The 22,943-nt window shown below is 61.8% G+C and carries 24 protein-coding genes; 12 read left to right on the top strand and 12 right to left on the bottom strand.

What is annotated here, in order from left to right:
- Window positions 1–112 precede the first annotated feature (112 nt).
- The 3 genes from guaB (at window position 113) to ACQY1J_RS17380 (ending at window position 2,606) form a co-directional block, all read left to right on the top strand.
- Entirely contained in the window at window positions 113–1,597 is a 1,485-nt protein-coding gene (gene guaB / locus ACQY1J_RS17390) for an IMP dehydrogenase (RefSeq protein ID WP_062453742.1), read from the top strand.
- Window positions 1,598–1,730: 133 nt separating this feature from the next.
- A complete protein-coding gene (locus ACQY1J_RS17385; protein WP_062453741.1) occupies window positions 1,731–2,102 on the top strand; it encodes a hypothetical protein in 372 nt (123 codons plus the stop codon).
- An 84-nt stretch (window positions 2,103–2,186) separates the two neighbouring features.
- Window positions 2,187–2,606 (top strand): MAPEG family protein, encoded by a 420-nt coding sequence (locus tag ACQY1J_RS17380; protein ID WP_430250423.1) that lies wholly within the window; start codon window positions 2,187–2,189, stop codon window positions 2,604–2,606.
- Window positions 2,607–2,630: 24 nt separating this feature from the next.
- Here ACQY1J_RS17380 and ACQY1J_RS17375 read toward each other — a convergent pair whose 3' ends face one another.
- Window positions 2,631–3,578, bottom strand: coding sequence for a LysR substrate-binding domain-containing protein (locus ACQY1J_RS17375; protein ID WP_062580164.1), 948 nt, complete (start codon window positions 3,576–3,578; stop codon window positions 2,631–2,633).
- Between the two features lie 212 nt (window positions 3,579–3,790).
- Between ACQY1J_RS17375 and ACQY1J_RS17370 the strand changes: the two genes are divergently transcribed.
- Window positions 3,791–4,078 (top strand): DUF1127 domain-containing protein, encoded by a 288-nt coding sequence (locus ACQY1J_RS17370; RefSeq protein ID WP_184654035.1) that lies wholly within the window; start codon window positions 3,791–3,793, stop codon window positions 4,076–4,078.
- Window positions 4,079–4,176: 98 nt separating this feature from the next.
- Here ACQY1J_RS17370 and ACQY1J_RS17365 read toward each other — a convergent pair whose 3' ends face one another.
- The 5 genes from ACQY1J_RS17365 to ACQY1J_RS17345 form a co-directional block, all read right to left on the bottom strand.
- Window positions 4,177–4,968: a DUF937 domain-containing protein gene (locus tag ACQY1J_RS17365; RefSeq protein WP_325261788.1), complete on the bottom strand. Its 792-nt coding sequence runs from the start codon at window positions 4,966–4,968 to the stop codon at window positions 4,177–4,179.
- An 87-nt stretch (window positions 4,969–5,055) separates the two neighbouring features.
- Window positions 5,056–6,429, bottom strand: a complete 1,374-nt coding sequence (locus ACQY1J_RS17360) for a glutamate--cysteine ligase (protein ID WP_430250422.1) — start codon at window positions 6,427–6,429, stop codon at window positions 5,056–5,058.
- A gap of 152 nt (window positions 6,430–6,581) precedes the next feature.
- Window positions 6,582–7,319 carry a 16S rRNA (uracil(1498)-N(3))-methyltransferase gene (locus ACQY1J_RS17355; protein WP_113109536.1) on the bottom strand — a complete coding sequence of 246 codons (738 nt, stop codon included), beginning with the start codon at window positions 7,317–7,319 and terminating at the stop codon, window positions 6,582–6,584.
- 17 nt (window positions 7,320–7,336) lie between these two features.
- Window positions 7,337–8,845: an inorganic phosphate transporter gene (locus ACQY1J_RS17350; RefSeq protein WP_062579273.1), complete on the bottom strand. Its 1,509-nt coding sequence runs from the start codon at window positions 8,843–8,845 to the stop codon at window positions 7,337–7,339.
- Window positions 8,846–8,886: 41 nt separating this feature from the next.
- Window positions 8,887–9,393: an NUDIX hydrolase gene (locus tag ACQY1J_RS17345; RefSeq protein ID WP_174195683.1), complete on the bottom strand. Its 507-nt coding sequence runs from the start codon at window positions 9,391–9,393 to the stop codon at window positions 8,887–8,889.
- Window positions 9,394–9,685: 292 nt separating this feature from the next.
- On the opposite strand from ACQY1J_RS17345, the gene ACQY1J_RS17340 reads away from it, so the two are divergent.
- The 3 genes from ACQY1J_RS17340 to glcF all read left to right on the top strand — a co-directional run bounded on the left by ACQY1J_RS17340 (window position 9,686) and on the right by glcF (window position 13,752).
- Window positions 9,686–11,119, top strand: coding sequence for an FAD-linked oxidase C-terminal domain-containing protein (locus tag ACQY1J_RS17340; protein ID WP_430250421.1), 1,434 nt, complete (start codon window positions 9,686–9,688; stop codon window positions 11,117–11,119).
- 40 nt (window positions 11,120–11,159) lie between these two features.
- Window positions 11,160–12,356: an FAD-binding protein gene (locus ACQY1J_RS17335; protein ID WP_430250420.1), complete on the top strand. Its 1,197-nt coding sequence runs from the start codon at window positions 11,160–11,162 to the stop codon at window positions 12,354–12,356.
- Window positions 12,357–12,435: 79 nt separating this feature from the next.
- The gene (gene glcF / locus ACQY1J_RS17330; RefSeq protein WP_430250419.1) at window positions 12,436–13,752 is read left to right on the top strand and encodes a glycolate oxidase subunit GlcF; all 1,317 of its coding nucleotides are present in this window, start codon (window positions 12,436–12,438) and stop codon (window positions 13,750–13,752) included.
- 205 nt (window positions 13,753–13,957) lie between these two features.
- Here the strand turns inward: glcF and ACQY1J_RS17325 are convergent, their stop codons facing one another.
- Window positions 13,958–14,659: a L,D-transpeptidase gene (locus ACQY1J_RS17325; protein WP_430250418.1), complete on the bottom strand. Its 702-nt coding sequence runs from the start codon at window positions 14,657–14,659 to the stop codon at window positions 13,958–13,960.
- Window positions 14,660–14,808: 149 nt separating this feature from the next.
- Window positions 14,809–15,603, bottom strand: a complete 795-nt coding sequence (locus tag ACQY1J_RS17320) for a L,D-transpeptidase (protein ID WP_430250417.1) — start codon at window positions 15,601–15,603, stop codon at window positions 14,809–14,811.
- A 188-nt stretch (window positions 15,604–15,791) separates the two neighbouring features.
- Between ACQY1J_RS17320 and ACQY1J_RS17315 the strand changes: the two genes are divergently transcribed.
- A complete protein-coding gene (locus ACQY1J_RS17315; protein WP_430250416.1) occupies window positions 15,792–16,433 on the top strand; it encodes a DNA-3-methyladenine glycosylase I in 642 nt (213 codons plus the stop codon).
- Here the strand turns inward: ACQY1J_RS17315 and ACQY1J_RS17310 are convergent.
- From ACQY1J_RS17310 to relB, 4 genes are read right to left on the bottom strand one after another with little or no spacing between them, the layout of a single operon-like run.
- Entirely contained in the window at window positions 16,420–17,124 is a 705-nt protein-coding gene (locus tag ACQY1J_RS17310; protein ID WP_062453728.1) for an HAD family hydrolase, read from the bottom strand. The two genes, ACQY1J_RS17315 and ACQY1J_RS17310, sit on opposite strands and share 14 nt — an antisense overlap.
- A 60-nt stretch (window positions 17,125–17,184) precedes the next feature.
- Complete coding sequence (gene copM / locus ACQY1J_RS17305; protein WP_430251984.1) at window positions 17,185–17,559, bottom strand: CopM family metallochaperone; 375 nt, start codon at window positions 17,557–17,559, stop codon at window positions 17,185–17,187.
- Between the two features lie 39 nt (window positions 17,560–17,598).
- Window positions 17,599–18,351 carry a hypothetical protein gene (locus tag ACQY1J_RS17300; protein ID WP_430250415.1) on the bottom strand — a complete coding sequence of 251 codons (753 nt, stop codon included), beginning with the start codon at window positions 18,349–18,351 and terminating at the stop codon, window positions 17,599–17,601.
- Between the two features lie 33 nt (window positions 18,352–18,384).
- The gene (gene relB / locus ACQY1J_RS17295; protein WP_184654024.1) at window positions 18,385–18,618 is read right to left on the bottom strand and encodes a type II toxin-antitoxin system RelB family antitoxin; all 234 of its coding nucleotides are present in this window, start codon (window positions 18,616–18,618) and stop codon (window positions 18,385–18,387) included.
- A gap of 147 nt (window positions 18,619–18,765) precedes the next feature.
- Here relB and hisS point away from each other — a divergent pair, with 147 nt between their 5' ends.
- From hisS to ACQY1J_RS17275, 4 genes are all read left to right on the top strand, one after another.
- On the top strand, window positions 18,766–20,331 hold the full coding sequence (gene hisS / locus ACQY1J_RS17290) for a histidine--tRNA ligase (protein ID WP_430250414.1): 1,566 nt from the start codon (window positions 18,766–18,768) through the stop codon (window positions 20,329–20,331).
- 171 nt (window positions 20,332–20,502) lie between these two features.
- On the top strand, window positions 20,503–21,618 hold the full coding sequence (locus ACQY1J_RS17285; RefSeq protein ID WP_325261759.1) for an ATP phosphoribosyltransferase regulatory subunit: 1,116 nt from the start codon (window positions 20,503–20,505) through the stop codon (window positions 21,616–21,618).
- The gene (gene hisG, locus ACQY1J_RS17280; protein WP_192076480.1) at window positions 21,618–22,313 is read left to right on the top strand and encodes an ATP phosphoribosyltransferase; all 696 of its coding nucleotides are present in this window, start codon (window positions 21,618–21,620) and stop codon (window positions 22,311–22,313) included. The genes ACQY1J_RS17285 and hisG overlap by 1 nt, the downstream gene beginning before the upstream one ends.
- Window positions 22,313–22,930 (top strand): class I SAM-dependent DNA methyltransferase, encoded by a 618-nt coding sequence (locus ACQY1J_RS17275; RefSeq protein WP_430250413.1) that lies wholly within the window; start codon window positions 22,313–22,315, stop codon window positions 22,928–22,930. Before hisG ends, ACQY1J_RS17275 begins: the two co-directional genes overlap by 1 nt.
- The last annotated feature ends 13 nt before the right edge of the window (window positions 22,931–22,943 follow it).

Here is a 22,943-nt window from a genome sequence, read left to right as displayed (position 1 = left end):
GTCATTATCGTGTTACCAGCCCTCGCCAACTTCCAAGCAATTGTTGCCGGAACGTCGGGACGTATTCACGGTCCTGAGCGGTCCCGCATTTTTAAGATCGAAGGAATTGGCAATGGCTCGTATTATAGAAACGCCGACCGGTCTCGACGCCCTCACATTCGATGACGTCCTGCTGCAGCCGGGGCATTCCGAAGTCCTGCCGGGCCAGACCAGCGTCGCCACGCGCATTGCCACTGATTTCGAGCTGAACATTCCGATCATCTCGTCGGCCATGGACACCGTCACCGAAAGCCGTCTCGCCATCGCGATGGCGCAGGCCGGTGGTCTTGGCGTCATCCACAAGAACCTGACGCCGGTCGAGCAGGCCGAACAGGTCCGCCAGGTGAAGAAGTTCGAAAGCGGCATGGTCGTCAACCCGGTCACGATCGGCCCCGATGCGACGCTTGCCGATGCGCTGGCCCTGATGAAGACCTTCCACATCTCCGGCATTCCGGTCGTCGAAGCCTCGGGCCGTCTGGTCGGCATCCTGACCAACCGCGACGTGCGCTTCGCCTCGGATCCGGCCCAGAAGATCCACGAGCTGATGACCCATCAGGGCCTCATCACCGTCAAGGAAAACGTCGATCAGCAGGAGGCCAAGCGCCTGCTGCATACCAACCGCATCGAAAAGCTGCTGGTTATCGATGGCGAAGGCCGCTGCGTTGGTCTGATCACCGTCAAGGATATCGAAAAGTCGCAGCTCAACCCGCATGCCTCCAAGGACATGCAGGGCCGCCTGCGCGCCGCTGCCGCGATCGGCGTCGGTGACGATGGTTTCGAGCGTGCCGAGCGGCTGATCGAAGCCGGCGTCGATCTTCTGGTCGTCGATACCGCGCATGGCCATTCGGCCCGCGTTCTCGAAGCCGTTACCCGCGTCAAGAAGCTGTCCAACCATGTCCGCGTCATGGCCGGCAACGTTGCCACCGCAAGCGGCACCAAGGCGCTGATCGATGCGGGCGCAGACGCCGTCAAGGTCGGTATCGGCCCGGGCTCGATCTGCACCACCCGTATCGTCGCCGGCGTCGGCGTTCCCCAGCTTGCCGCCATCATGTCGGCGGTCGAAGCAGCACAGGCGCAGGACATTCCGGTCATTGCCGATGGCGGCATCAAGTTCTCCGGCGACGTCGCCAAGGCGATCGCATCCGGCGCGTCGGCCGTGATGATCGGCTCGCTGCTCGCCGGCACCGATGAAAGCCCGGGCGAAGTCTATCTCTACCAGGGCCGCTCGTTCAAAGCCTATCGCGGCATGGGTTCCGTCGGTGCCATGGCCCGCGGTTCCGCCGACCGTTACTTCCAGGCGGAAGTCCGCGACACGCTGAAGCTGGTGCCGGAAGGCATCGAAGGCCAGGTACCCTACAAGGGTCCGGTTTCCGGCGTCATCCATCAGCTCGCAGGCGGCCTGAAAGCTGCCATGGGCTATGTCGGCGGCAAGGACATCAAGGACTTCCAGGAGAAGGCGACCTTCGTTCGCATCTCCGGTGCTGGCCTGCGCGAAAGCCATCCGCATGACGTGACGATCACCCGCGAAAGCCCGAACTATCCGGGCTCCGGCGCCTGAACGTAGCGACGTCCAAAACAACAGGGCCGGGCATAGTAGCCCGGCCCTTTTTATTTCGTGCCCCCAGTATCCGCCAGCACAAATTTTGATATCTTCTCGTCGTCGATAGAGATCGACTTAAGGGGAGACTTTCGTGAAGAGAACAGTTCTTGCTGCGGTGCTTCTGGGCGCCGCTTTCATTGCGCCTGCCCAGGCGCAGACCGTCAAGGCCGGCGCGTACACGGTTGAGGGCACCAATCTCGACGGATCCGCCTATGACGGCACCGCCACCATCAAGCTGACCAGCGAGACGACCTGTGCCATCGTCTGGAAGACGGGTTCGGGCAAGAAGGCCACGTCGAACGGCATCTGCATGCTCTATGAGAACGCTTTTGCCGCAGGCTACGTGCTGGATGGCGAAGTTGGCCTCGTCGTCTATGAGGTGCGCGATGATGGCGTGCTGGAAGGTGCCTGGACGATTTCCGGCCAGGACGGATCCGGCACCGAAACCCTGACGCCGCGGTAGTCCAAGTCTGTGTAAGGAGGGCCGTCGGCCCGTTGTCGGCGGCCTTTGCTTCGTCTATGCATTCTTATGACGACAGGAGGATCAATGCTTTCCACCAATGCAACGCTCTGGCCGATGATCGCGCATGTCGCGCTCGTCTTCTGTCTCTACTGGATGCTGTCGAAGAAACGCGTTGCCGCCGTCAGGTCCGGCCGCGTCGAGGCGGCGCAGTTTCGCGAGAACCTGCAGGAACCGGCGGAAAGCCTGCTGGTCCACAACAACATCAAGAACCAGTTTGAACTGCCGGTGCTGTTTCACGTCGTCTGCCTGGTGCTTTATGCATCGACCGCAGACAACTGGGGCACGGTGGCGCTCTCCTGGCTCTTCGTCGCCTCCCGCTATGCCCATGCCTATGTGCATGTGACCAGCAATCGCCTGCGCTACCGCCGGCCGCTGTTTATGCTGGGCTTTTTCACGCTGGGCGCGCTCTGGGTCTGGCAGGCCGTGTGGCTTGCCCTCAACTGAAGGCAGGCGACGTTCTTGTCTGCATTACCAGCCGGGCATCACCGAACCGCGCGACCGCACCATGCGCGGAAACGCCTTGGTGTCGGCATCGAGATCGTCAGGCACCACGGCCGGCGAGATATTGTCGAGGCAGGCGGTGATATGGTCGGTGATGGCGTTCATCAGCGACGGTGAGACCCCCGGCCGCTTCATCAGGCCGATCTGCACGGGTGGCAGCGGCGGAAAACCGTCGGCAGCCGTCAGAACCTTCATGCCGGGCCGCAGCGCCGATTCCGGCAGCACGGAAACAGCCATGCCGGCAAGCACGGCCGCCGCAACGACGGTCGACGACCAGCTCGTAAACAGGACCTGATATTCGCGGCCTGACGCATCCAGCGCCGAACAGGAAAGCTGGCGCCAGAGGCAGTCACGCCGACCGACCGCAAGCGGCACCGGCGCGTCGTCCTTCAGCGTGTGGTTGGCTGAACCCACCCAGCACAAAGGCTCGGTGCGAACCACGTCGGAGATCCGCTGCCGCGGGTTGTGCGTGACCAGCGCGATATCCAGCTCTCCGCGCGCCATCTTCTCGGCAAGGCTGACCGAGGGTTCGCAGACGATATAGAGCTCCACATTGGGATGCGTCTTCGCAAATCGTCCGATGATCTCGGGCATGTAGCGGTCCGCGTAATCGTCCGGCGTGCCGATCCGGATCGAACCTTCCAGGCGGTTGTCGTCGAAGGCGGCGATCGCCTCGTTGTTGAGCCTGATGATGCGCCTTGCGTAATTCATCAGCTTTTCGCCCTCGGCCGTCACCCGGTTGCCGCGCCCGTCCTTGGCAAACAGCTGCTTGCCGATCCGTTCTTCCAGCCGGCGCATCTGCATGGACACCGCCGACTGGGTCTTGAACACCCGATCGGCCGCCTTGGTGAAACTGCCGGTGTCGATGATGGCGATGAACGTGTGTAGCTGATCGATGTCGAGCGGTGCGGACATGCAGGCCTCCAGATGAACGTCATTCATAAGAGCGATTGATGCATATCATTAGAAACATTCGTTGGACTGATCAATAGATTTTCCCGCATAAACACGATGCAAAATCAGAACCAGCGAAGGCCTCCTCCCGGATGCCTTCACAAAGGGCAACCTTTCCGCAAAGCCGTTGTGGAAGGGGTGAGCCTCTCCGTGCCTTACGAAAGGATGATCCGATGAGCACGACCAACTACGGAACCGAACTGAAGCTTTACCCTGCAGCAGCGAAGACCCGCTTTGCAGCGCAGATCATGCTTCGAACGAAATCCGTATGGCGCGCTCTTCGAAATCGCTTCGAGGCCAATTCCCTTCACGACCTCGACGATTACCAGCTCGAAGATATCGGCATTACCCGCCACGATGTGGTGAAGGCGCTCGATCGTTCGGGCGTTCTGGATGACCCGTCACGGCTTCTGACGCGTGCCGCCCGCGAGCATGCGCGCACACGCTTCAAGCGGCTCTAGCGAGCCTCAAGTTTCCCCGCAGGGCGATTGCCAATAGCCCTGCCTTTGCCCGGCCGGTTTATCCGCGCCGGGCTTTTTCGTTCAAGTGACTTTTTCGTTCAGGGCTTGGCCGCTTTTCCAGTGCCGAAGTAACCGTCGAACATCGTCTCCAGGCTCTTCTGGTAGCCTTTGTTCGCCTCGACTCCGCTGTCGAACATCCGGTTGACGAGATCCGCATAGGTTTGGGCAGCGCCCGGAGCGGTGGCGGAAGGCTGCGGCTGCTCTGGCTTTTCCAGGCCCCACATCGCCCGCATCGCCTGTGCAAAGGGATTGTCCAAGGGATTGCTCGTCGCGTCCGGATTCGGTGCCGCCTTGTCAAAACCCATCGCGGTCATCCACTGCTTCTGCATCGTCTCCAGCGCCGGGCCGAACGTATCGCCGCCGGCCGGAAACTGGGTCGCGAAAGGCGCCCCCATCTGCCCTGTAAACTGTTTAAAGAAGCCGCCCATCAGCGTATTGGCCATGCCAGGCATCATCTTCTCGATGATGTCCTGGCCGATGCCGGTAAACTTCTCCACCTGCGCGGCGACTGCACGGGACACCTCTTTTGAGCCGAACACCTTCTCCAGAACGGCATTGCCGTCGGCTGTGCCCTGCGGCGTGAAAGCCTTGCCCATATCCTCGAAATATTTGCCATAGGCGCCGGAAAACACGGTGCTCATCAGGTCAGAAAGGTCGTAAGGGTTTGCAGACTTGCGCTTGAAGCCGGAGGAAAAGGCGGGCATCAGCGCCGCCATCGCCTCCGAAACCTGCTCTTGGGCAAGGCCGAACTGCTTGGCGAAGGCCTCCATGGATGCGCCGCCGCCCTGGCCCCCTCCGGCCTTCATCATCATCTCGAACAATGGCAGCATGGGCATCCTTTCCGGCATGGGTGACACACCCACTATAGCCGGAAAGGCAAAGCCTCAAAGCGGATTATGGAGCCGCTTTTGCAGCTCTCAGTAGGCATAGTCCTTGAACGCCGGCTCGACCGAGCCTTCCCAGCGCCCGTTGAACAGCGCCAGCATTTCGTCGGCAAGCGTTGCCTTCTTCACCAGAATTTCTTCCAGCGGACGAAGGAAAATCGTCTCGTCGTCGCCCTCGGCATTCTTGCGCGCGCGGGCCTTGAGGCCGGCCTTGGAGATCAGCACGCTCTCGCGGGCGATATCGAGAACCGACACGCCACGGATCTCTGCAGAAAGCCCCTTTGATGGAACGGTGTCGCGCATCTGGGCGACGTCTTCGAACGTCCAGTCCTTCGTCAGCTCCTGCGCATCCGCAAGCGCCGTCTCGTCATAGAGCAGACCCACCCAGAAGGCGGGAAGCGCCGAGATGCGATCGAGCGGACCGCCGTCGGCACCGCGCATTTCCAGGAACTTCTTCAGCCGCACGTCCGGGAAGAGGGTGGACAGATGGTTGATCCAGTCGCCCATTGTCGGCTGCCAGTCGTCGACCGTGCCCTTCAGCGCGCCATCCATGAACTGCCGGAAGGTGATGCTGGTACAGTCGTGATACTTGCCGTTGCGCACGATGAAATACATCGGCACGTCGAGCGCCCATTCTGCATAATCGGCATAGCCGAAATCGGAGTTGAACACGAAAGGCAGCACGCCGGAGCGGCTGTTGTCGGTGTCACGCCAGATGTCGCCGCGCCAGGAGGATAGTCCGTTCGGCTTTCCCTCGGTAAACGGCGATGCCGCAAACAGCGCGGTCGCGATCGACTGCAGCTTCATCGACACCCGCATCTTCGCGGCCATGTCTTCCTCTGACGAGAAGTCGAGGTTCACTTGGATCGTGCAGGTGCGGTACATCATGTCGAGACCCTTGCTGCCGACCTTCGGCATGAAGCGGGTCATGATGTCGTAACGGGATTTCGGCATGCGCGGCGTTTCTTCGCGCGTCCATTTCGGGCTGCCGCCGATGCCGAGAAAGCCGATGCCCATCGGCTCGGCAATCTCCTTGACGAGAGCGATATGCTCCTCGGCTTCGGTTGCCACCTCATGCAGCGTTTCCAGAGGCGCGCCCGAAAGCTCGAACTGGCCGCCGGGCTCGATCGAGATCGCACCCATGCCGGATTGTTCGCCAAGCCCGATGATATTGCCGCCATCGGTGATCGGCTCCCAGCCAAGCCGTTCCTGCATGCCATGCAGCAGCGCGGAAATGCTGGCTTCACCGGCATAGGGCACGGGCGAATGATCGGCTTTGAAGAAGACGAACTTTTCGTGCTCGGTCCCGATCCGGAATTTTTCCTTCGGTCGCGGTCCCTCGGCCATGTAGCTGGAAAGCTCGGCCACCGAAGAAAGCGGGGTCTGGTCGGTGGTGTCGCGGGCCATGAAAACTACCTTGTTCGGAGTGCCGTATTTAGAGAGCGAACGTCCGGCTGATTGGACCGGAATGATGTGCGGTGCAAGTGAATTTCTTTCAACGCTGGTTTAGAAAAACAGGCAGCTGTGTGTCAAATCTGTCGCGCCGGTTGGGAGCATGTTCAACGCCAGTCGCCGATCGAAGCCTGGACCACGGCAAGTGCTGCAACCGCTGCGGTATCGGCCCTCAGGATACGCGGTCCGAGCGGAATGGCACTGACAAATGGCAGCGAACGCAGACGTGCCCGTTCTTCTTCGGAAAACCCGCCTTCCGGGCCAACCAGCAGCGCCAGCTTGGTCTCCTCGATCTTTGCGAGGATCGTCAGCGGGTTCTGTCCCTCATCGCCCTCGTCGCAGAAAATGATGCGCCGGTCGGACGGCCAGTGGTCGAGGACATCGCCGAGTTTCTTCGGCGAAAGGACCTGCGGGACTGACAATATGCCGCACTGTTCGGCAGCTTCGATCACGTTCGCCTGCAGCCGTTCCATGCTCGTAATCTTGCCCTGCACGTGCTGCGTCATGACGGGTTGAAGCGTGCCGGCGCCCATTTCGACCGCCTTCTGCACCAGATAGTCCAGCCGTCCCACCTTCAGCGGCGCAAACAGGTAATGCAGGTCCGGTGCTAGCGGCTGCGGGCGCACCTGCTCGATCGGTTCAAGCGCGATCTTCTTGCGGCTCGGAAAGATGAGTTTCGCCAGCCATTCGCCGTCGCGCCCATTGAACGCCAGGATCTCGGCACCCTCAGTCAGGCGCAGCACATTGGCGAGATAGTTGAAATGCTCCGCTCCCACCTCCTGGTGCTCTGCCTTGGCAAGAGGGGCGTCGATGAACAGGCGCTGTATCCGGAAATTGGCACGCATGGGAAAACTTTCGAAACTCAGACGAACAGCGCGAAGATAACCGTCGCGACCAGCGCTGCAAGCGCAGCCGATGCCGGCAGCGTAATCATCCAGGCGGCGATGATCGACAGGAAATGCGAGCGGCGCACCAGAAAACGGCGTTTCACCTCGTTCTCGTCGTGCTCGTGCTCCTGACCGACATCCGGATCCTTGCCGGCCCTGACCCGCATATACTCGTAACGGCGGCGTGAATGGCGCGTGTACCATTCGCGGAAAAACCCGACGCCGAACACGGCGCCAACAGCAATATGCGTGGAAGATACCGGCAGACCGACCCAGGACGCGACGATCACCGTCAGCGCCGTCGAAGACGAGACGCAATAGGCGCGCATCGGATTGAGCTTGGTGATTTCGGCACCCACCAGCCGCACCAGTTTCGGTCCGTACAGCAAAAGTCCGAGCGAGATACCAAGCCCGCCGATCACCAGCTCCCACAGCGGTATGCCGACAGGTGCGGACACGCCGCCGCGTTGCGCTGCCGCGACGATCGCTGCCAGCGGACCAATCGCGTTCGACACGTCATTCGCCCCATGTGCAAACGACATCAGCGCCGCGGCAAACACCAGCGGAATGCGAAACAGCTTGCGCAGCGACTGGTTGCGGTTCTCCAGTCCGCGCGACTGTCTGGCGATGACAGGGATGACCAGTCGCCAGACGGCAAGACCCGTGATCAGCGTGATGGCGGTCGCGGTCAGTTTTGACACCGTTATCAACTGCCCAAGACCGACAAGCGAGAGGTAGCCCGCAAAGGCGCCCGCCATCAGGCCGATCAGGATCGGCACCCATGTCCGGGCAGAAGCGATCTTGTCCTCGCGGTAGATGATCGTTTCCTTGATCAGGAACAGCAGGCCGGCAGCAATCGTGGCGCCAAGCAGCGGCGACAGGACCCAGCTTGCGGTAATACCGCCGACGGTCGCCCAGTTGATGGCCGAAAAACCGGCCGCCGCGATGCCTGCACCCATCACGCTGCCGACGATAGAATGGGTGGTGGAGATCGGCGCGCCGAGCCACGTTGCGACATTGATCAGCACGGCTGCGGAAAGCAGTGCCGCCATCATCGCCCAGATCATCACGTTCGGATCGGTGATTACGCCGGCACGCATGATGTTGTTGGCGATCGTACCGGCAACGCTGCCGCCGGCAATCACCGCGCCGGCGATTTCGAACACTGCCGCCAGCGCCAGGCCGAACGCCATCGTCATCGCGCGCGCGCCGACTGCCGCGCCGATATTGTTGGTAACGTCGTTGGCGCCGATATTCATCGCCATGTAGGCCGCAAGCGCGGAGGCCGCGATCACCACCACAGCACCCGGATGTCCGGTCACATAGGAAGCGGCAAAGATTGCCACCAGCACGATGAACAACAGCGCTGCACCGGGTGCTGCAAGCCCGCGCGACGTCTGGCGCGCGGCGTCTTCCACCGAGGAGAGCTTTTCAAGATCCTTGTCGAGCGTCGGCTTGGCCAGACGCGGCCGCGTTTGGCCCATCATTTATTCCAGTATACGATTTTGGTTGGTCGAGCGGACTGTCAGCCTGCGGCCTTGATCGGCACCGTTGAACGAAGCGGATCCATTTTTTCGGCAAACCGCAGGAAGAGAATTTTCAGTTCCGGCTCGTTGACGCGGTTGGCCGCTTCCTCGCAGGAGACCCATTCCAGCTTCCGGGATCCTTTTTCCGGAAAATTCTTCAGGCAATCGGCAACTTCCAGTGCGTGAACCTGCACGCGCACCAGCACTTTCAGGCCGCTGTCGAGGGTCTTGCGGTAGTGGAAAAAGCCAAGCGCGTCCTTCTCGACCTTACCCTTGACGCCCACTTCCTCGTAAGCCTCGCGTTCGGCTACCTGATGCGCCTTCTTGTCCTTCATCGGCCATCCCTTGGGAATGACCCAACGCCCCGTATCGCGGCTTGTGGCGACCAGAACTTCCAGCTGCGTCCGCTTCTTCGTCAGGCGATAGCACAACGCGGCATACTGCTGTCGCGCAGGGCGCTGCAGCATCAAACGAAGATTGCCGGTCAGTCGGTCCATCAAGCCCAATTTCGAAACGCCTCCAAAAAATGTATGTTGCTAATATAATGCTTGCGCCGGGCTTAACGAGCAAAAGAGGATTATTTTAGGAGAATCATCTCTAAAGGCGCATTCTCCATTCTGAAGCCGGCTACTGTTGCGTCAACGTCTATTTTGCGCGGACCGCGCTTTGTACGCTGATAATGTCGAGAGCGGATCTGTGGTTTATGCGTGGGCAACCCGCATTCGAGTTGATGTGCGACACCGTCATGGCATACGCTGTAACGAGATAGAGAAAGCCACGCGTTCTGAGGAGGAGGCCATGGCCGAGGCAATCGCATTCCTGCCGCCACGCGCGTCCGTCCTGTCGCGGCGGGATAACATCGTGACCGATCTTGCCCGTCTCGTACCGGCGGACTGTCTCATCCACGAAGAACGCGAACTCGCACCGTTCGAGACCGACGCCTTCATCTCCTATCGGCGCGTCCCGCTTGCCGTCGTGCTGCCGCGCACCACCGCACAGGTTGCCGCTGTGATGAAATACTGCCACCGGCACGCCATTCCGGTCGTTGCAAGGGGTGCGGGAACCTCGCTGTCGGGTGGCGCCATTCCGCAGGAGGATGCGGTCGTGCTCGGCCTCTCCAAGATGTCGCGGGTTCTGGAAGTCGACTACAGCAATCGCACCGCCACCGTGCAGGCCGGCGTCACCAATCTCAGCATCTCGGAAACGGTTGGCATCGACGGGTTTTTCTATGCGCCGGACCCGAGTTCGCAGCTCGCCTGCACGATCGGCGGCAATATCGGCATGAATTCCGGCGGCGCCCACTGCCTGAAATACGGCGTCACCACCAACAACCTGCTCGGCGTCAGGATGGTGCTTGTCGATGGCACGGTGATCGAGCTTGGCGGCAAGCATCTGGATGCCGCCGGATACGATCTCCTTGGCCTCGTCTGCGGCTCGGAAGGCCAGCTCGGCATCGTCACCGAGGCAACGGTGCGCCTGATTGCCAAACCGGAGGGCGCGCGCCCGGTCCTGTTCGGGTTCGATAGCTCGGAAGAGGCAGGGGCCTGCGTCGCCGATATCATCGGCTCCGGCATCATTCCGGTGGCGATCGAGTTCATGGACAAGCCGGCGATCGAGATCTGCGAAGCGTTCGCCAAGGCCGGCTATCCGCTCGATGTCGCAGCGCTCCTGATTGTCGAGGTCGAGGGATCGGAAGCGGAGATGGACGCGACGCTCAAAGACATCGTCGAGATCGCCCGAAGGCATCAGGTCCAGACCGTGCGCGAATGCCAGTCCGCCACCGAGGCGGCGCTGATCTGGAAAGGCCGCAAATCGGCCTTCGGCGCCACCGGCCGCATCGCCGACTATATCTGCATGGACGGCACGGTGCCGCTCGGCAAACTCTCCTACGTGCTGGAAAAGACCGCCGAAATCGTCGAACGCTTCGGCCTGCGCGTGGCGAACGTCTTTCACGCGGGCGACGGCAACATGCATCCGCTGATCCTGTTCAATGCCAACGATCCCGAAGAAGCCATGAAGGCGGAGGAAGCCGGCAACGAGATCCTGAAGCTCTGCGTCGATGCCGGCGGCTGTCTCACCGGCGAGCATGGCGTTGGTATCGAGAAGCGCGACCTGATGCGGCATCAGTTTACCCAGCCCGAACTCGACCAGCAGATGGCAATCCGCTCAGCCTTCGATGAGCAATGGATATTGAACCCGTCCAAGGTGTTTCCGCTCGAGGGGCGCAGGTGAATTTCATGCCCACCAACACAATTCCTGAAGTGCGTGTCCCTTGCTGATACCCCATTCCGAAACCGATGCCGCCTATGTCATCCGCAGCGCCGTGGCCGATGGCCGGAAGTTCGCGCTCTGCGGCGGCAACACCCGCTCCGGCTTCGGCAATGCTACTGAAGGCGCAGAGACCCTGTCGTCGCGCGGCCTGACCGGCATCGTCGACTATGATCCGGCCGAAATGGTGATGACCGTCAAAGCCGGCACACCTGTCGCCGAGGTGGAAGCGGCCCTTGCCGCAAACCGCCAGATGATGGCCTTCGAGCCCATGGATCACCGCGGCATCATGGGCACGTCAGGCGAGCCGACGATCGGTGGCGTGTTTGCCGCCAATGTCTCCGGTCCGCGCCGCTTCGTGGCGGGAGCGGCGAGGGACAGTCTTCTCGGCATCCGTTTCGTCAACGGCAGCGGCGAACTGCTGCGCGCCGGCGGGCGGGTGATGAAGAACGTCACCGGCCTCGATCTGGTCAAACTTCTCGCCGGTTCGCACGGCACGCTGGGATTTCTGACGGAAGTGACCTTTCGCGTCCTTCCGGTGCCGCAGACGGTGGAAACCATCGTCATCTCCGCCCTCGATGACGAGACCGCCGCCAAGGCAATGGCGGCCGCCATGGCGCTTCCGGTGGAGGTGTCCGGTGCCGCCCATCTGCCCCAGACCGTGCGAGCCCGGTTTATCGATGGCGCCTTGCCCGAGAACGAAGCAACCGTCCTGCGTCTCGAAGGTCTCGCCGCATCCGTCGCGGTGCGTGCCGAAAAGCTGGTCGCCGTGATGCAGGCCTTTGGTCCCGTCATCCGACTCGGCATGGAAGACAGCCTGTCGCTCTGGCGCGAGATCCGCGACGTTCATCCCTATGCCAACGGTGCCGGTCGGCCCCTCTGGCGCGTCTCGATGGCGCCGATGGCCGGCTGCCAGCTTGTCGCCGCTCTTCGCATGGAGGCGGGCGTCGATGCCTATTACGACTGGCAGGGCGGACTGGTCTGGATGCAGATGGAGGCAGATCCCGAAGCCGACTTCCTGCGCGGCTATATTCGCGCACTCGGCGGAGGCCATGCCACGCTCATCCGCGCCTCGAAATCCGCAAGAGCCGCGACCCCGTCATTCGAGCCGGTGCCGGATGCCGTGGCCGCACTCTCGGCCCGGGTCAAACAGAAACTCGACCCGGCCGGGATCTTCTCGCCGGGCAAGATGGGGTGGTGATCATGAGACCATCATCGGTATCGAGGTCCTGCGCCGCCTGCGGCAGGCGGGGCCAAGTTGACAGGGAAGAAGCGCACTGATGCAGACCTCCTTCACCCCCGAACAACTGCTCGACCCGCATGTGGCGGAATCCGAAAAGATCCTGCGCCGCTGTGTTCATTGCGGCTTCTGCACCGCCACCTGTCCCACCTATGTGACGCTGGGCGATGAGCTCGACAGTCCGCGCGGCCGCATCTATCTCATCAAGGACATGCTGGAAAACGATCGGGCAGCCGATGAGCAGGTCGTCACCCATATCGATCGCTGTCTGTCCTGCCTCTCCTGCGTCACCACCTGTCCCTCCGGCGTCGACTACATGCATCTGGTCGATCACGCCCGCATCCATATCGAAAACACCTACCGCCGGCCGCTTGCCGACCGGCTGATCCGCAGCCTGCTGGCCGCGGTTCTTCCCTATCCGGCACGGTTCAGGACGGCATTGTCGCTGGCAAGGCTCGGCCGGCCCTTCGGCCCGCTGTTGAAGCGCATCAAGCCGCTTCGGCCCCTCGCAGCCATGCTGGAGCTTGCACCGAGAGCCGCTCCACCAGCCGGATCAGCCCCGGCGATATCGCAGATTCCGAACGCCGAACGCCGCGGGCGGGTCGCGATCCTCACGGGTTGCGCCCAGCCGGTGCTCGATCCCGGCATCAATGCCGCAACATACAGGCTGCTGTCGCGCCTCGGCGTCGAGGTCGTCATCCCGCAAGGGGAAGGCTGCTGTGGCGCTCTGGTGCATCACATGGGGCGCGAGGAACAGGCGCTGGATTTCGCCCGCAGCAATGTCGACGTCTGGACCCGCGAAATCGAAACGGGCGGTCTTGATGCGATCATCATCACCACGTCCGGCTGCGGCACCACGATCAAGGATTACGGCCACATGCTGCGGCTCGATCCGGCCTATGCGTACAAGGCAGCAACAGTCTCGGCGCTCGCAAAGGACATTACCGAATACCTGTTCACGCTTGATCTTGCCAAGCTAGAGCCGAAAAAGCTCACCGTCACCTATCATTCGGCCTGTTCGATGCAGCACGGCCAGAAGATCGTCGCCGCACCAAAGCAGCTTCTGAAGGCAGCAGGCTTTACCGTCCGCGATCCCGCAGAAGGCCACCTCTGCTGCGGATCGGCCGGGACCTACAATATTCTGCAGCCGGAAATTTCAGGCCAGTTGAAGGCGCGCAAGGTCAGGAATATTGAGGCGACGAAGCCGGACGTGATCGCAACAGGCAATATCGGCTGCATCACCCAGATCGCGTCTGGAACAGCCATCCCGATCGTCCACACGGTGGAACTGCTGGACTGGGCCTATGGCGGGCCCGAACCGGCAAAGCTCGCGAGAAAGGCAAAGGCACTCGTCTAGGCGAGGCCGGCCGATCTTACCCTGAAAGGCGACATCGTCGTCTGATTGCCGCCGGCACCGCCCACTCTCCACCCTCATCCCTGTGCTTGTCACAGGGAGTGAGCAGCGTCGCGTCCGCGATGCGGAAGAATCTCTTCGGTCCGTTAACCTAGACCGACCGCATTCCTGTGACGCGCACAGGAATGCGAGAAGAGATGCCTAACAATCAGCCGCCGAAGATGGTGCGGAAAATGTCGAGGCCGCGGTCTTCGAAGGCGACGTCGCCCGGCTTGCTGCCCGGGCCGATGACGACGACCTTGGAGCCGACAGCAGCGCGCGCGTAAAGATGCTCGACATCCTTGTTCATCATGCGGATGCAGCCGGACGACAGGTTGAGGCCGATCGTCCAGGGCTGGTTGGTGCCGTGGATGCGGAAGATCGTGTCGCGGCCGCCCTTGTAGAGATACATGGCGCGGGCGCCGAGCGGGTTTTCCGGGCCGCCCTGCATGACGACGGGCAGCTTGATGCCGCGGCGGGCCTCACGGGCGCGCATTTCGGCAGGCGGCGTCCAGGTCGGCCATTCCGACTTGCGGCCGATCGAGACCACACCCGACCAGCCGAAGCCTTCGCGACCGACGCCGATCCCGTAGCGGGTAGCGCGGTTGTTGCCCTCGACGTAGTAGAGAAACTTGTTGTTCGTATCGACGATGATCGTGCCCGGCGCCTCATTGGTGGCAAACCGCACCTTCCGGCGCTGGAATTTCTCCGGCACCGCGCGGTTGCGCACGGAAGGCGCCACGTCGCTGGCAGTCGTCTGCGGCCGCGCTCCGCTGGAGCTCTGCGCAAAGGCCTGCTGGGTCGAAACATCGACGGCCAGCATCGAAACCATCATGCCGGCAACGGCAAACAGCATTTTACCCGATTTCATCCTTACCCCCTGGTATTGTCGTATTGAACTGCAGGAAAACATGTCCCCACCCATCTCCTGCTGCAAGATGAGGCGAGGTTAATATACGCCGACCGTTAGCGATCACTGATGCTACCGTGGCCAGATGGCCACAGCAGCCACGGTGGCGCTTACATCACGATGACTTTGGTGCCGACATCAACACGACCGTAGAGGTCTGTCACGTCCTCGTTGCGCATGCGGATGCAGCCGGAGGAGACGGCGCTGCCGATCGTCCAGGGCGCATTGGTGCCGTGGATGCGGTAGAGCGTCGAGCCGAGATAGAGGGCACGGGCGCCGAGCGGGTTTTCCGGTCCGCCATCCATGCGGGCGGGAAGATAGTGGCCCTTGGCGGCCTCGCGGCTGATCATTTCCTGGGGCGGGATCCAGCTCGGCCATTCGGCTTTGCGGGTCACCTTGTGTTCGCCGGCCCATTCGAAACCCGGCTTGCCGACGCCGACGCCGTAGCGCCGGGCCTGGCCATCCGCCATCACCAGATAGAGAAAGCGGTTGTTCGTATCGATGACGAGCGTGCCCGCCTTTTCCTTGGTGTCATATGCCACCATCTGCGGCAGGAACTGCGGATCGATGCGGCTGCGGGCCGGCGCGTTGGGGCGCATGGCGACCTGTTGCGTTCTCGGCTGGCCGCGATCGAATATGCCACGGCGCACCGGCCGCGGCTGGGCCTGCTCGCGGTATATCACCCGCGGCTGGTCGGCCTGCTGCCGGTCGTTCTGCGGCTGGCGATATTGACGGACGGTCGCTGCCGATCGTCCATTCGGTCCGGCAAGCTGCATCACCCACGGAGCGGCAAGATCCGGGCTGACGATCACGGGCGGACGGTCGCCGTAACGGTCGTTTGCCAAAGCTGTGTTGCAAAGCGCGGTCGTCAGGCCTAGGGCCAGAAGCAGGGTCTTCGTCGTCATCGGTTCCACGTCCACTCAGTTACGGATCTGGCGGCCATGGTGAATGGGACGTCAAAGCGTTTGGTAAACGGGTGGCCTGTTCGGCGCTGGAATTCGCATAAAGCTTTTGGCAGGGTTACCGGCCCGTGTGTAAACATGGTTGCCGCAAGCTGAAGACCTGTCAGACTGACGTTAAGGATTGGATTGTCATGGTTTGGGAGAAGCAAGTGGCCGGCATCATCACGAGCGAAGATGGGAAGGGCCGCTGCTTCTGGCACGGCGGTCTCGAAGACTACCGCCGCTATCATGACGGGGAATGGGGCCGGCCGATGGCCGACGATATCAGGCTGTTCGAAAAGATCTGCCTCGAAGGCTTCCAGTCCGGTCTCTCGTGGCTGACGATCCTGCGCAAGCGCGAGAATTTCCGCGCAGCCTTCGCAGGCTTCGATTTCGACACCGTGGCGCAGTTCGGTCCAGACGATGTCGAACGACTGGTGCTCGATGCGGGCATCATCCGCCATCGCGGCAAGATCGTGTCTACCATCAACAATGCCAAGCGCGCCGTCGAGATGCGCGATGAGTTTGGCACCCTCGCCAAATTCTTCTGGAGTTTCGAACCTCGCGAGGAAGACCGACCCGCGATCATGGATCTCGCCACGCTGTGCGCCAACCCCACGACGCCAGTCTCCGTCACACTGTCCAAGGTGCTCAAGAAGCGCGGCTGGACCTTCGTTGGCCCGACAACCGTCTATGCCTTCATGCAGGCCATGGGCCTCGTCAACGATCATTTCGAGGGCTGTTTCTGCCAGCCGGAGGTCGCGCAGGCACGGCTGAATTTCAAACGGCCATGACTTCGGTAAGGACCCGCTGCAACTCGCCAAGGTTCTCGATCTTGCGGAAACGCGGCGCTTCGGTCGGCGCGTCCACATGTTCCAGGACCCAGGTCAGGGCATGCGGCACGTAAACGCCCCAGGATCCCGCGGCGATGGCCGGCACGATATCTGACTTGAGCGAGTTGCCCACCATCATCGCCCGTTCAGGCCCGTCGGCCAATTTTTGGAAAATGCGCCGATAGGTGGTGGCCGTCTTGTCCGAAACGATCTCCACCGCGTCGAAGAAATCACCGAGGCCCGATTGCGCCAGCTTGCGTTCCTGGTCGAACAGGTCGCCCTTGGTAATCAGCACCAGCAGATAATGGCCGTTCAGCGATCGCAGCGTTTCTTCCACATGCGGCAGCGCCTCGACCGGGTGGCGCAGCAGCTCCCGGCCGATATCGAGGATTTCGCCGATGGTGCGGGATGGTACGTTGCCGTCCGTCACTTCGATCGCGGTTTCGATCATCGACAGGGTAAAGCCCTTGATGCCGAAACCATAATATCCGAGATTGCGCTTCTCGGCCTCCAGCAGTCGCGCGGAAATATCGGCGCCATCGCCAAAATCACCAAGCAGCTTCTGGAAGTGCCGTTCCGTCAGGCGGTAGTATTGTTCGTTCTGCCAGAGCGTGTCGTCGGCATCAAAACCGATTGCGGTAATCGGGCGCATGTCACCAGCCTCCAGACCGTCAAGATACGGAAGGATGCGACGTTGGACAAGCTTCGAAGCTTACTGTCCCTTCGCCTTCAGCCATGCCTGCATCTCGGCAATTTCCTTTTCCTGCGCCTTGATGATCTCTCCAGCCAGCTTGCGCAGGTCAGGGTCCTTGCCGTGTTCCAGCTCGACCTTGGCCATGTCGATCGCGCCCTGGTGGTGAGCGATCATGCCGCGCGCGAAATCGACATCTGCATCGCCGGAATAGTTCAGCGACATGTCGCTGTGCATTTTTGCGGCCGCATCCTTGTAAGCCTTCGTAGACGGGCTTGTGTCCGTCTGTCCCTGCGGCTTTGTCGAGGAATGGTCATGCCCCTTCATGTCCTGCGCAACGGCCAGGCTGAAGGAAAGGGCAAGAACGGCGGCGGCGATGGGGAGCGTGCGTGTCATCATGCACCGAAGCTAAAACGCGGGTTCGCGCAAATCAAGCTACCGCGCGATCACATCATGGACAGCCTGATACTCACGGCCAAGTTCGCCATAGGGCGCGACCGGCCAGCACCAGGCTCGGACCGCCTGCGGCGGCGTAAGGCCGGCCAGAAGATCCGTTGTCTCCAGAACCTCTCCCTGCCGATCGACAATTCTATAGGCGGTATCGGTCAACAGGATCTGGCGGCAGGGCAGGGCGGAGATCCCGTCCAGATGCGCGCTGACAAGCTTGGCAACGATGGCATCCGGCTCCGGGTGCCTCATCTCCTCAAGCTGCCGCCTCGCACCGACGCCGATCTGAGACAGGATGTTGGCCGAGACGACGAGATCGAGATACGGCACCTGCCGCAGAAACGCCAAAGGCTCCGGCACGTCGCCGGCAAGTGCCTTGTCGAGATCGGAGAGATTGCGCGAAATCAGCCGCACATTCCGGTATCTGCCCGCAAGCATCCGCAGCCGCACGGAGGCGAGATGCACCAGATCGACCAGCACGACCGTATCGAAACCCTTCGCAAGATCATTGATCGGCACGTCGCGCAACAGACCGGAGCCAAGCACGACGACGGTCCGCCGCTGCTTCATGTCCGCAATAGTCTCGCGAATGAACGTCTTGCAATTCTCCTCATGCGGTGCCCAGGCGTCGGCGCAACGTCTGGCACGCGACCAGAGATTGACCGAGGATCGGATGAATGGCCGAAATTCGGATGACGTGACCGGCAGGGTCGCGGTGTAATGAAGCGCTTCGAGGATCATGGGTGAGCGATAGAGGCCTGGCTGCCAGTTCTGTCAACCATTCAGGCCAAGCTCGCGTTCGACGTGTTTCATCGTATACGTGCGTGAATTGCCATTTCGGACTTCTTTAAGATACGCGTCAGCGACTGCCATATCATGGAGATCTTCGAGATGCTTGTGGAGAACCTGAGCAATATAAGCGTCGGTATCGAAGCCATGCAGATCGGTATAGCGGCTGAGGAGGCGATGCATCGGTTCCGGGATTTCGATCGTGACGCGCTTGTTCATGGCCGTAACCCTTATGGTGGCGCAATATATACCACCGCTCCACCCTGTTCGCCAGCCGCCGCCCTTGCCGCTCCGGCTGTCATCCTCTAAGAAACCGCACACTAATCCGGCCTTTCCCGAAGGCCCGAAGGCAATGGAATATCGATCATGAGCGACAAACAAAAGAAGCCCCAGAAACTGAAGGCCCGCCTGCCGCGCGGCTTTGTCGATCGTTCGAGCGCCGATATCCACGCCACCAACGAAATGGTCGGAAAAATCCGCGAAGTCTACGAGCGCTACGGTTTCGATCCGCTCGAGACGCCGCTGTTCGAATATACCGATGCGCTCGGCAAGTTCCTGCCCGACAGCGACCGCCCCAACGAGGGCGTCTTCTCGCTGCAGGACGACGACGAACAGTGGATGTCGCTGCGCTACGATCTGACCGCGCCGCTCGCCCGCCACGTTGCCGAAAACTTCAACGAGATCCAGCTGCCGTTCCGCACCTACCGCGCCGGCTACGTGTTCCGCAACGAAAAGCCCGGCCCCGGCCGTTTCCGCCAGTTCATGCAGTTCGACGCCGATACGGTCGGCGCACCCGGCGTCCAGGCCGATGCCGAAATGTGCATGATGATGGCCGACACGATGGAAGCGCTGGGTATCAAGCGCGGCGATTACGTGATCCGGGTGAACAACCGCAAGGTTTTGGATGGCGTCATGGAAGCGATCGGCCTCGGCGGTGAGGAGAATGCCGGTAGGCGTCTGAACGTGCTGCGGGCAATGGACAAGTTCGACAAGTTCGGCCCAGAGGGTGTGAAGTTGCTGTTGGGAGCGGGTCGGAGGGACGAGTCGGGCGACTTTACCAAGGGTGCAGGCTTAGAGCCCGAAAACGCCGATAAGCTGATCGACCTGCTGATGGCCCAGATGGGTAGTCTCAATCAGACGTTCCGCATAATTTTCGACAGCTTTGGGAACAATGACACTCTGGACGCCGGGGTTGCCGAATTGGATCAGATGGCCAGCTTACTGGCGGCCGCAGGTTACTCAACGACCACGAGCCAATATCGTTCAGACGCCACGGACGAACAGATGCGGGTCATAATAGATCCCTCCGTCGTCCGCGGCCTCGAATACTACACCGGCCCGGTCTTCGAAGCCGAGCTCACCTTCGACGTCACTAACGAAAAGGGCGAAAAGGTTGTCTTCGGCTCGGTCGGCGGCGGTGGTCGTTATGATGGTCTCGTGTCGCGCTTCATGGGCCAGCCGGTGCCGGCCACCGGTTTCTCCATCGGCGTCTCGCGCCTGCTGACGGCGCTGAAGAACCTCGGCAAGCTCGGCCAGGATGAGGTGGTCGCACCGGTTCTCGTCACCGTCATGGATGGCGATGTCGAGAGCATGGGGCGATACCAGAAATTCACGCAAGACTTGCGCAATGCCGGCATTCGCGCCGAAATGTACCAGGGCAACTGGAAGAAATTCGGCAACCAGCTGAAATATGCCGATCGCCGCGGCTGCCCGATCGCCATCATCCAGGGTGGCGACGAGCGCGCAGAGGGTGTCGTGCAGCTGAAGGACCTGTTCGAGGGCAAGCGCCTCTCCGGCGAGATCACTGACAATGCCGAATGGCGCGAAGCCCGCGTCGCTCAGGATACGGTCGCAGAAACCGATCTCGTCGCCAAGGTGCAGGAAATTCTGGCAGCCCAGGCCGAAGATCGCAGGCGGGCGAAGAATGCTTAAGCTGCCCCTCACCCTAGCCCTCTCCCCGCAAGCGGGGAGAGGGGACGTGCCCCAAGCGACCTCGATATCCGGGCGAACCAGCGCGGCATATCCCTTCTCCCCGTCAGAACGGGGAGAAGGTGGCGGCAGCCGGATGAGGGGCAACTCCACGGCAAACCCGGGAGCCGTCCCATGCCGCTGATCAACATGCCCGAATTCTCCGGCCGCCTGCTCGATGAATTTGCCGGTCGCGGTGCGGCCCGCATCGATACGCCGGTGATCCAGCCGGCAGCACCGTTTCTCGACATGGCCGGCGAGGATCTGCGCCGTCGCATCTTCCTCACAGAAAGCGAGCGCGGCGAAAGCCTGTGTCTGAGGCCGGAATTCACCATTCCCGTCTGCCTGCGCCATATCGAAACCGCCACCGGCACGCCGCGGCGTTATTGCTATCTCGGCGAAGTGTTTCGCCAGCGCCGTGACGGCGACAACGAGTTCTATCAGGCCGGCATCGAGGATCTCGGTGAGAAGAATGTCGCGAGCGCCGATGCCCGGGCCGTGACCGATGCGGTCGAAATCATCGCGGGCCTGTTGCCCGGTCGCGCACTCACGATCACGCTCGGCGATCAGACCGTGTTCGAAGCGGTGGTGCGCTCGCTCGGCCTGCCACTCGGCTGGCAGAAGCGGCTGATCCAGGCCTTCGGCAACACAGTGCTTCTGAAGCAACTGCTGCTGACGCTCGCCACCCCGCAGCCGGTCGCGGGCCTGTCGCCGGAGCTTGCCGATCTCCTGCGCAAGGACGAGGCGGCGCTGATCGACCATATCGACCGGACCATGCAGGACACCGGCTATTCCACCAATGCCAGCCGCTCGCCGCGCGAGATCGCTGCACGGCTGACGGAGAAGCTGGCGCTGGCCGAAACCCGGCTGGATGGCGCGGCACTTCTTCTGCTCAGCGAGTTCCTGTCGCTGGAACTGCCGCTTTCGGAAGCCGCCGCCGCCCTTGCCGGTTTTGCAGATGCCGCAGGCCTGTCGTTCGGCCACGCGCTTTCCGAATTCGAAGCCCGCGTTGCAGCGCTTCAGGATCTCGGCATGGACCCGTCGCGCATCACCTATCGCGCTGCCTTCGGTCGTCCGCTCGATTATTACACCGGCCTCGTCTTCGAGGTCACGCAAAAGGGGTCGGACGCGGTTCTGGTCGGCGGCGGTCGCTTCGATCGGCTGCTGACGCTGCTCGGCGCCGTCGACGACATTCCGGCTGTCGGCTTCTCGCTGTGGCTCGACCGGATCGAACAGGCGAGGGCGCGCTGATGACCATTACCATCGCTTTGCCCTCCAAGGGCCGCATGAAGGACGACGCCTCGGCGATCTTCGAGCGCGCCGGCCTTCCCATCGTCGCCGTCGGCAATGATCGCTCCTATCGCGGTCGCGTCGAAGGCCATGAGGATATCGAGATCGCCTTTCTCTCGGCCTCCGAGATCGCCCGTGAACTCGGCGCCGGCGCCGTCGATTTCGGCGTCACCGGCGAGGATCTCGTGCGCGAAGGCCTGGTCGATGCAGACAGGCAGGTCGAGATCGTCGCCCGCCTCGGTTTCGGCCATGCGGATGTGGTCGTCGCCGTTCCGGAGATCTGGCTCGACGTCGATACCATGGCCGATCTCGGCGATGTCGCCGCCGATTTCCGCGCGCGTCACGGTCGGCGGTTGCAGATCGCCACGAAATACTGGCGGCTCACCCAGCAGCATTTCTCGTCGCAGCACGGCATCCAGCTTTACCGCATCGTCGAAAGCCTCGGCGCCACGGAAGGCGCCCCGGCGGCAGGCCAGGCGGATATCATCGTCGATATCACCTCGACCGGATCGACACTGCGCGCCAACCACCTGAAGATCCTGTCGGATGGCGTCATCCTCAAGTCGCAGGCCTGCCTGGTGAGAGCGCGCAAATCCGCGCATGAAGGCGATCCGCGCATCGCGCATATCGTCGACGCCGTGCGCAACGCGCTCTGATGGCCGGCGAAGACGCCAATATCATCGGGCTCTACGAACGCCACGCAGCTGCCTTCGACAAGCTGCGCGGCAAGACCCTGTTCGAGCGACCATGGCTCGACAGGTTTGCGGCAACAATGCCGCCGCGCGGCCACGTGCTCGATCTCGGCTGTGGTGCAGCGGAACCGATCGCGGCAGATCTCATCCGCCGCAGTCTTCGCCTCACCGGTGTCGATACGTCGGAAACGCTGATCGGGCTTGCCCGCGAACGGTTTCCGGGCCGCGCCTGGATCGTTGCCGACATGCGCAAGTTCTACCAGCCGACCAAGTTCGATGGCATCATCGCCTGGCACAGCTTCTTCCACCTCAACCCGCAGGACCAGCGCGCCATGTTTCCGCGCTTTGCAGCACTTTCAGGCCCCGGTGCGGCGCTGATGTTTACCGCCGGCCATTTCCAAGGCGAGGCGATGGGCGAGTTCGGCGGTGAACCGCTTTACCACGCCAGCCTGTCACCGGAGGAATACGAAGCGCTTCTCACGAAAAACGGCTTCGAGGTGGTGGCGAGCGTCGCCCAGGATCCGCAATGCGGGGGCGCAACCGTCTGGCTGGCAAAGAACATCCGCCGCCGGACATCATAGCAATTCCAGAATA

Origin of the sequence: Neorhizobium sp. DAR64860/K0K1 (assembly GCF_050500205.1) — a bacterium.
Lineage (GTDB): Bacteria > Pseudomonadota > Alphaproteobacteria > Rhizobiales > Rhizobiaceae > Neorhizobium > Neorhizobium soli.
The sequence above is the reverse complement of the archived record's forward strand: the minus strand, read 5'-3'. Positions and strand labels throughout refer to the sequence as shown.

Bases quoted from the DNA above. Each gene is read 5' to 3' on its own strand.
- guaB (WP_062453742.1), top strand. From the start codon at position 113: ATGGCTCGTATTATAGAAACGCCGACCGGTCTCGACGCCCTCACATTC.
- ACQY1J_RS17380 (WP_430250423.1), top strand. From the start codon at position 2,187: ATGCTTTCCACCAATGCAACGCTCTGGCCGATGATCGCGCATGTCGCG.
- ACQY1J_RS17375 (WP_062580164.1), bottom strand. From the start codon at position 3,578: ATGTCCGCACCGCTCGACATCGATCAGCTACACACGTTCATCGCCATC.
- ACQY1J_RS17370 (WP_184654035.1), top strand. From the start codon at position 3,791: ATGAGCACGACCAACTACGGAACCGAACTGAAGCTTTACCCTGCAGCA.
- ACQY1J_RS17365 (WP_325261788.1), bottom strand. From the start codon at position 4,968: ATGCTGCCATTGTTCGAGATGATGATGAAGGCCGGAGGGGGCCAGGGC.
- ACQY1J_RS17360 (WP_430250422.1), bottom strand. From the start codon at position 6,429: ATGGCCCGCGACACCACCGACCAGACCCCGCTTTCTTCGGTGGCCGAG.
- ACQY1J_RS17355 (WP_113109536.1), bottom strand. From the start codon at position 7,319: ATGCGTGCCAATTTCCGGATACAGCGCCTGTTCATCGACGCCCCTCTT.
- ACQY1J_RS17350 (WP_062579273.1), bottom strand. From the start codon at position 8,845: ATGGGCCAAACGCGGCCGCGTCTGGCCAAGCCGACGCTCGACAAGGAT.
- ACQY1J_RS17340 (WP_430250421.1), top strand. From the start codon at position 9,686: ATGGCCGAGGCAATCGCATTCCTGCCGCCACGCGCGTCCGTCCTGTCG.
- glcF (WP_430250419.1), top strand. From the start codon at position 12,436: ATGCAGACCTCCTTCACCCCCGAACAACTGCTCGACCCGCATGTGGCG.
- ACQY1J_RS17325 (WP_430250418.1), bottom strand. From the start codon at position 14,659: ATGAAATCGGGTAAAATGCTGTTTGCCGTTGCCGGCATGATGGTTTCG.
- ACQY1J_RS17320 (WP_430250417.1), bottom strand. From the start codon at position 15,603: ATGACGACGAAGACCCTGCTTCTGGCCCTAGGCCTGACGACCGCGCTT.
- ACQY1J_RS17315 (WP_430250416.1), top strand. From the start codon at position 15,792: ATGGTTTGGGAGAAGCAAGTGGCCGGCATCATCACGAGCGAAGATGGG.
- ACQY1J_RS17310 (WP_062453728.1), bottom strand. From the start codon at position 17,124: ATGCGCCCGATTACCGCAATCGGTTTTGATGCCGACGACACGCTCTGG.
- copM (WP_430251984.1), bottom strand. From the start codon at position 17,559: ATGACACGCACGCTCCCCATCGCCGCCGCCGTTCTTGCCCTTTCCTTC.
- ACQY1J_RS17300 (WP_430250415.1), bottom strand. From the start codon at position 18,351: ATGATCCTCGAAGCGCTTCATTACACCGCGACCCTGCCGGTCACGTCA.
- relB (WP_184654024.1), bottom strand. From the start codon at position 18,618: ATGAACAAGCGCGTCACGATCGAAATCCCGGAACCGATGCATCGCCTC.
- hisS (WP_430250414.1), top strand. From the start codon at position 18,766: ATGAGCGACAAACAAAAGAAGCCCCAGAAACTGAAGGCCCGCCTGCCG.
- ACQY1J_RS17285 (WP_325261759.1), top strand. From the start codon at position 20,503: ATGCCGCTGATCAACATGCCCGAATTCTCCGGCCGCCTGCTCGATGAA.
- hisG (WP_192076480.1), top strand. From the start codon at position 21,618: ATGACCATTACCATCGCTTTGCCCTCCAAGGGCCGCATGAAGGACGAC.
- ACQY1J_RS17275 (WP_430250413.1), top strand. From the start codon at position 22,313: ATGGCCGGCGAAGACGCCAATATCATCGGGCTCTACGAACGCCACGCA.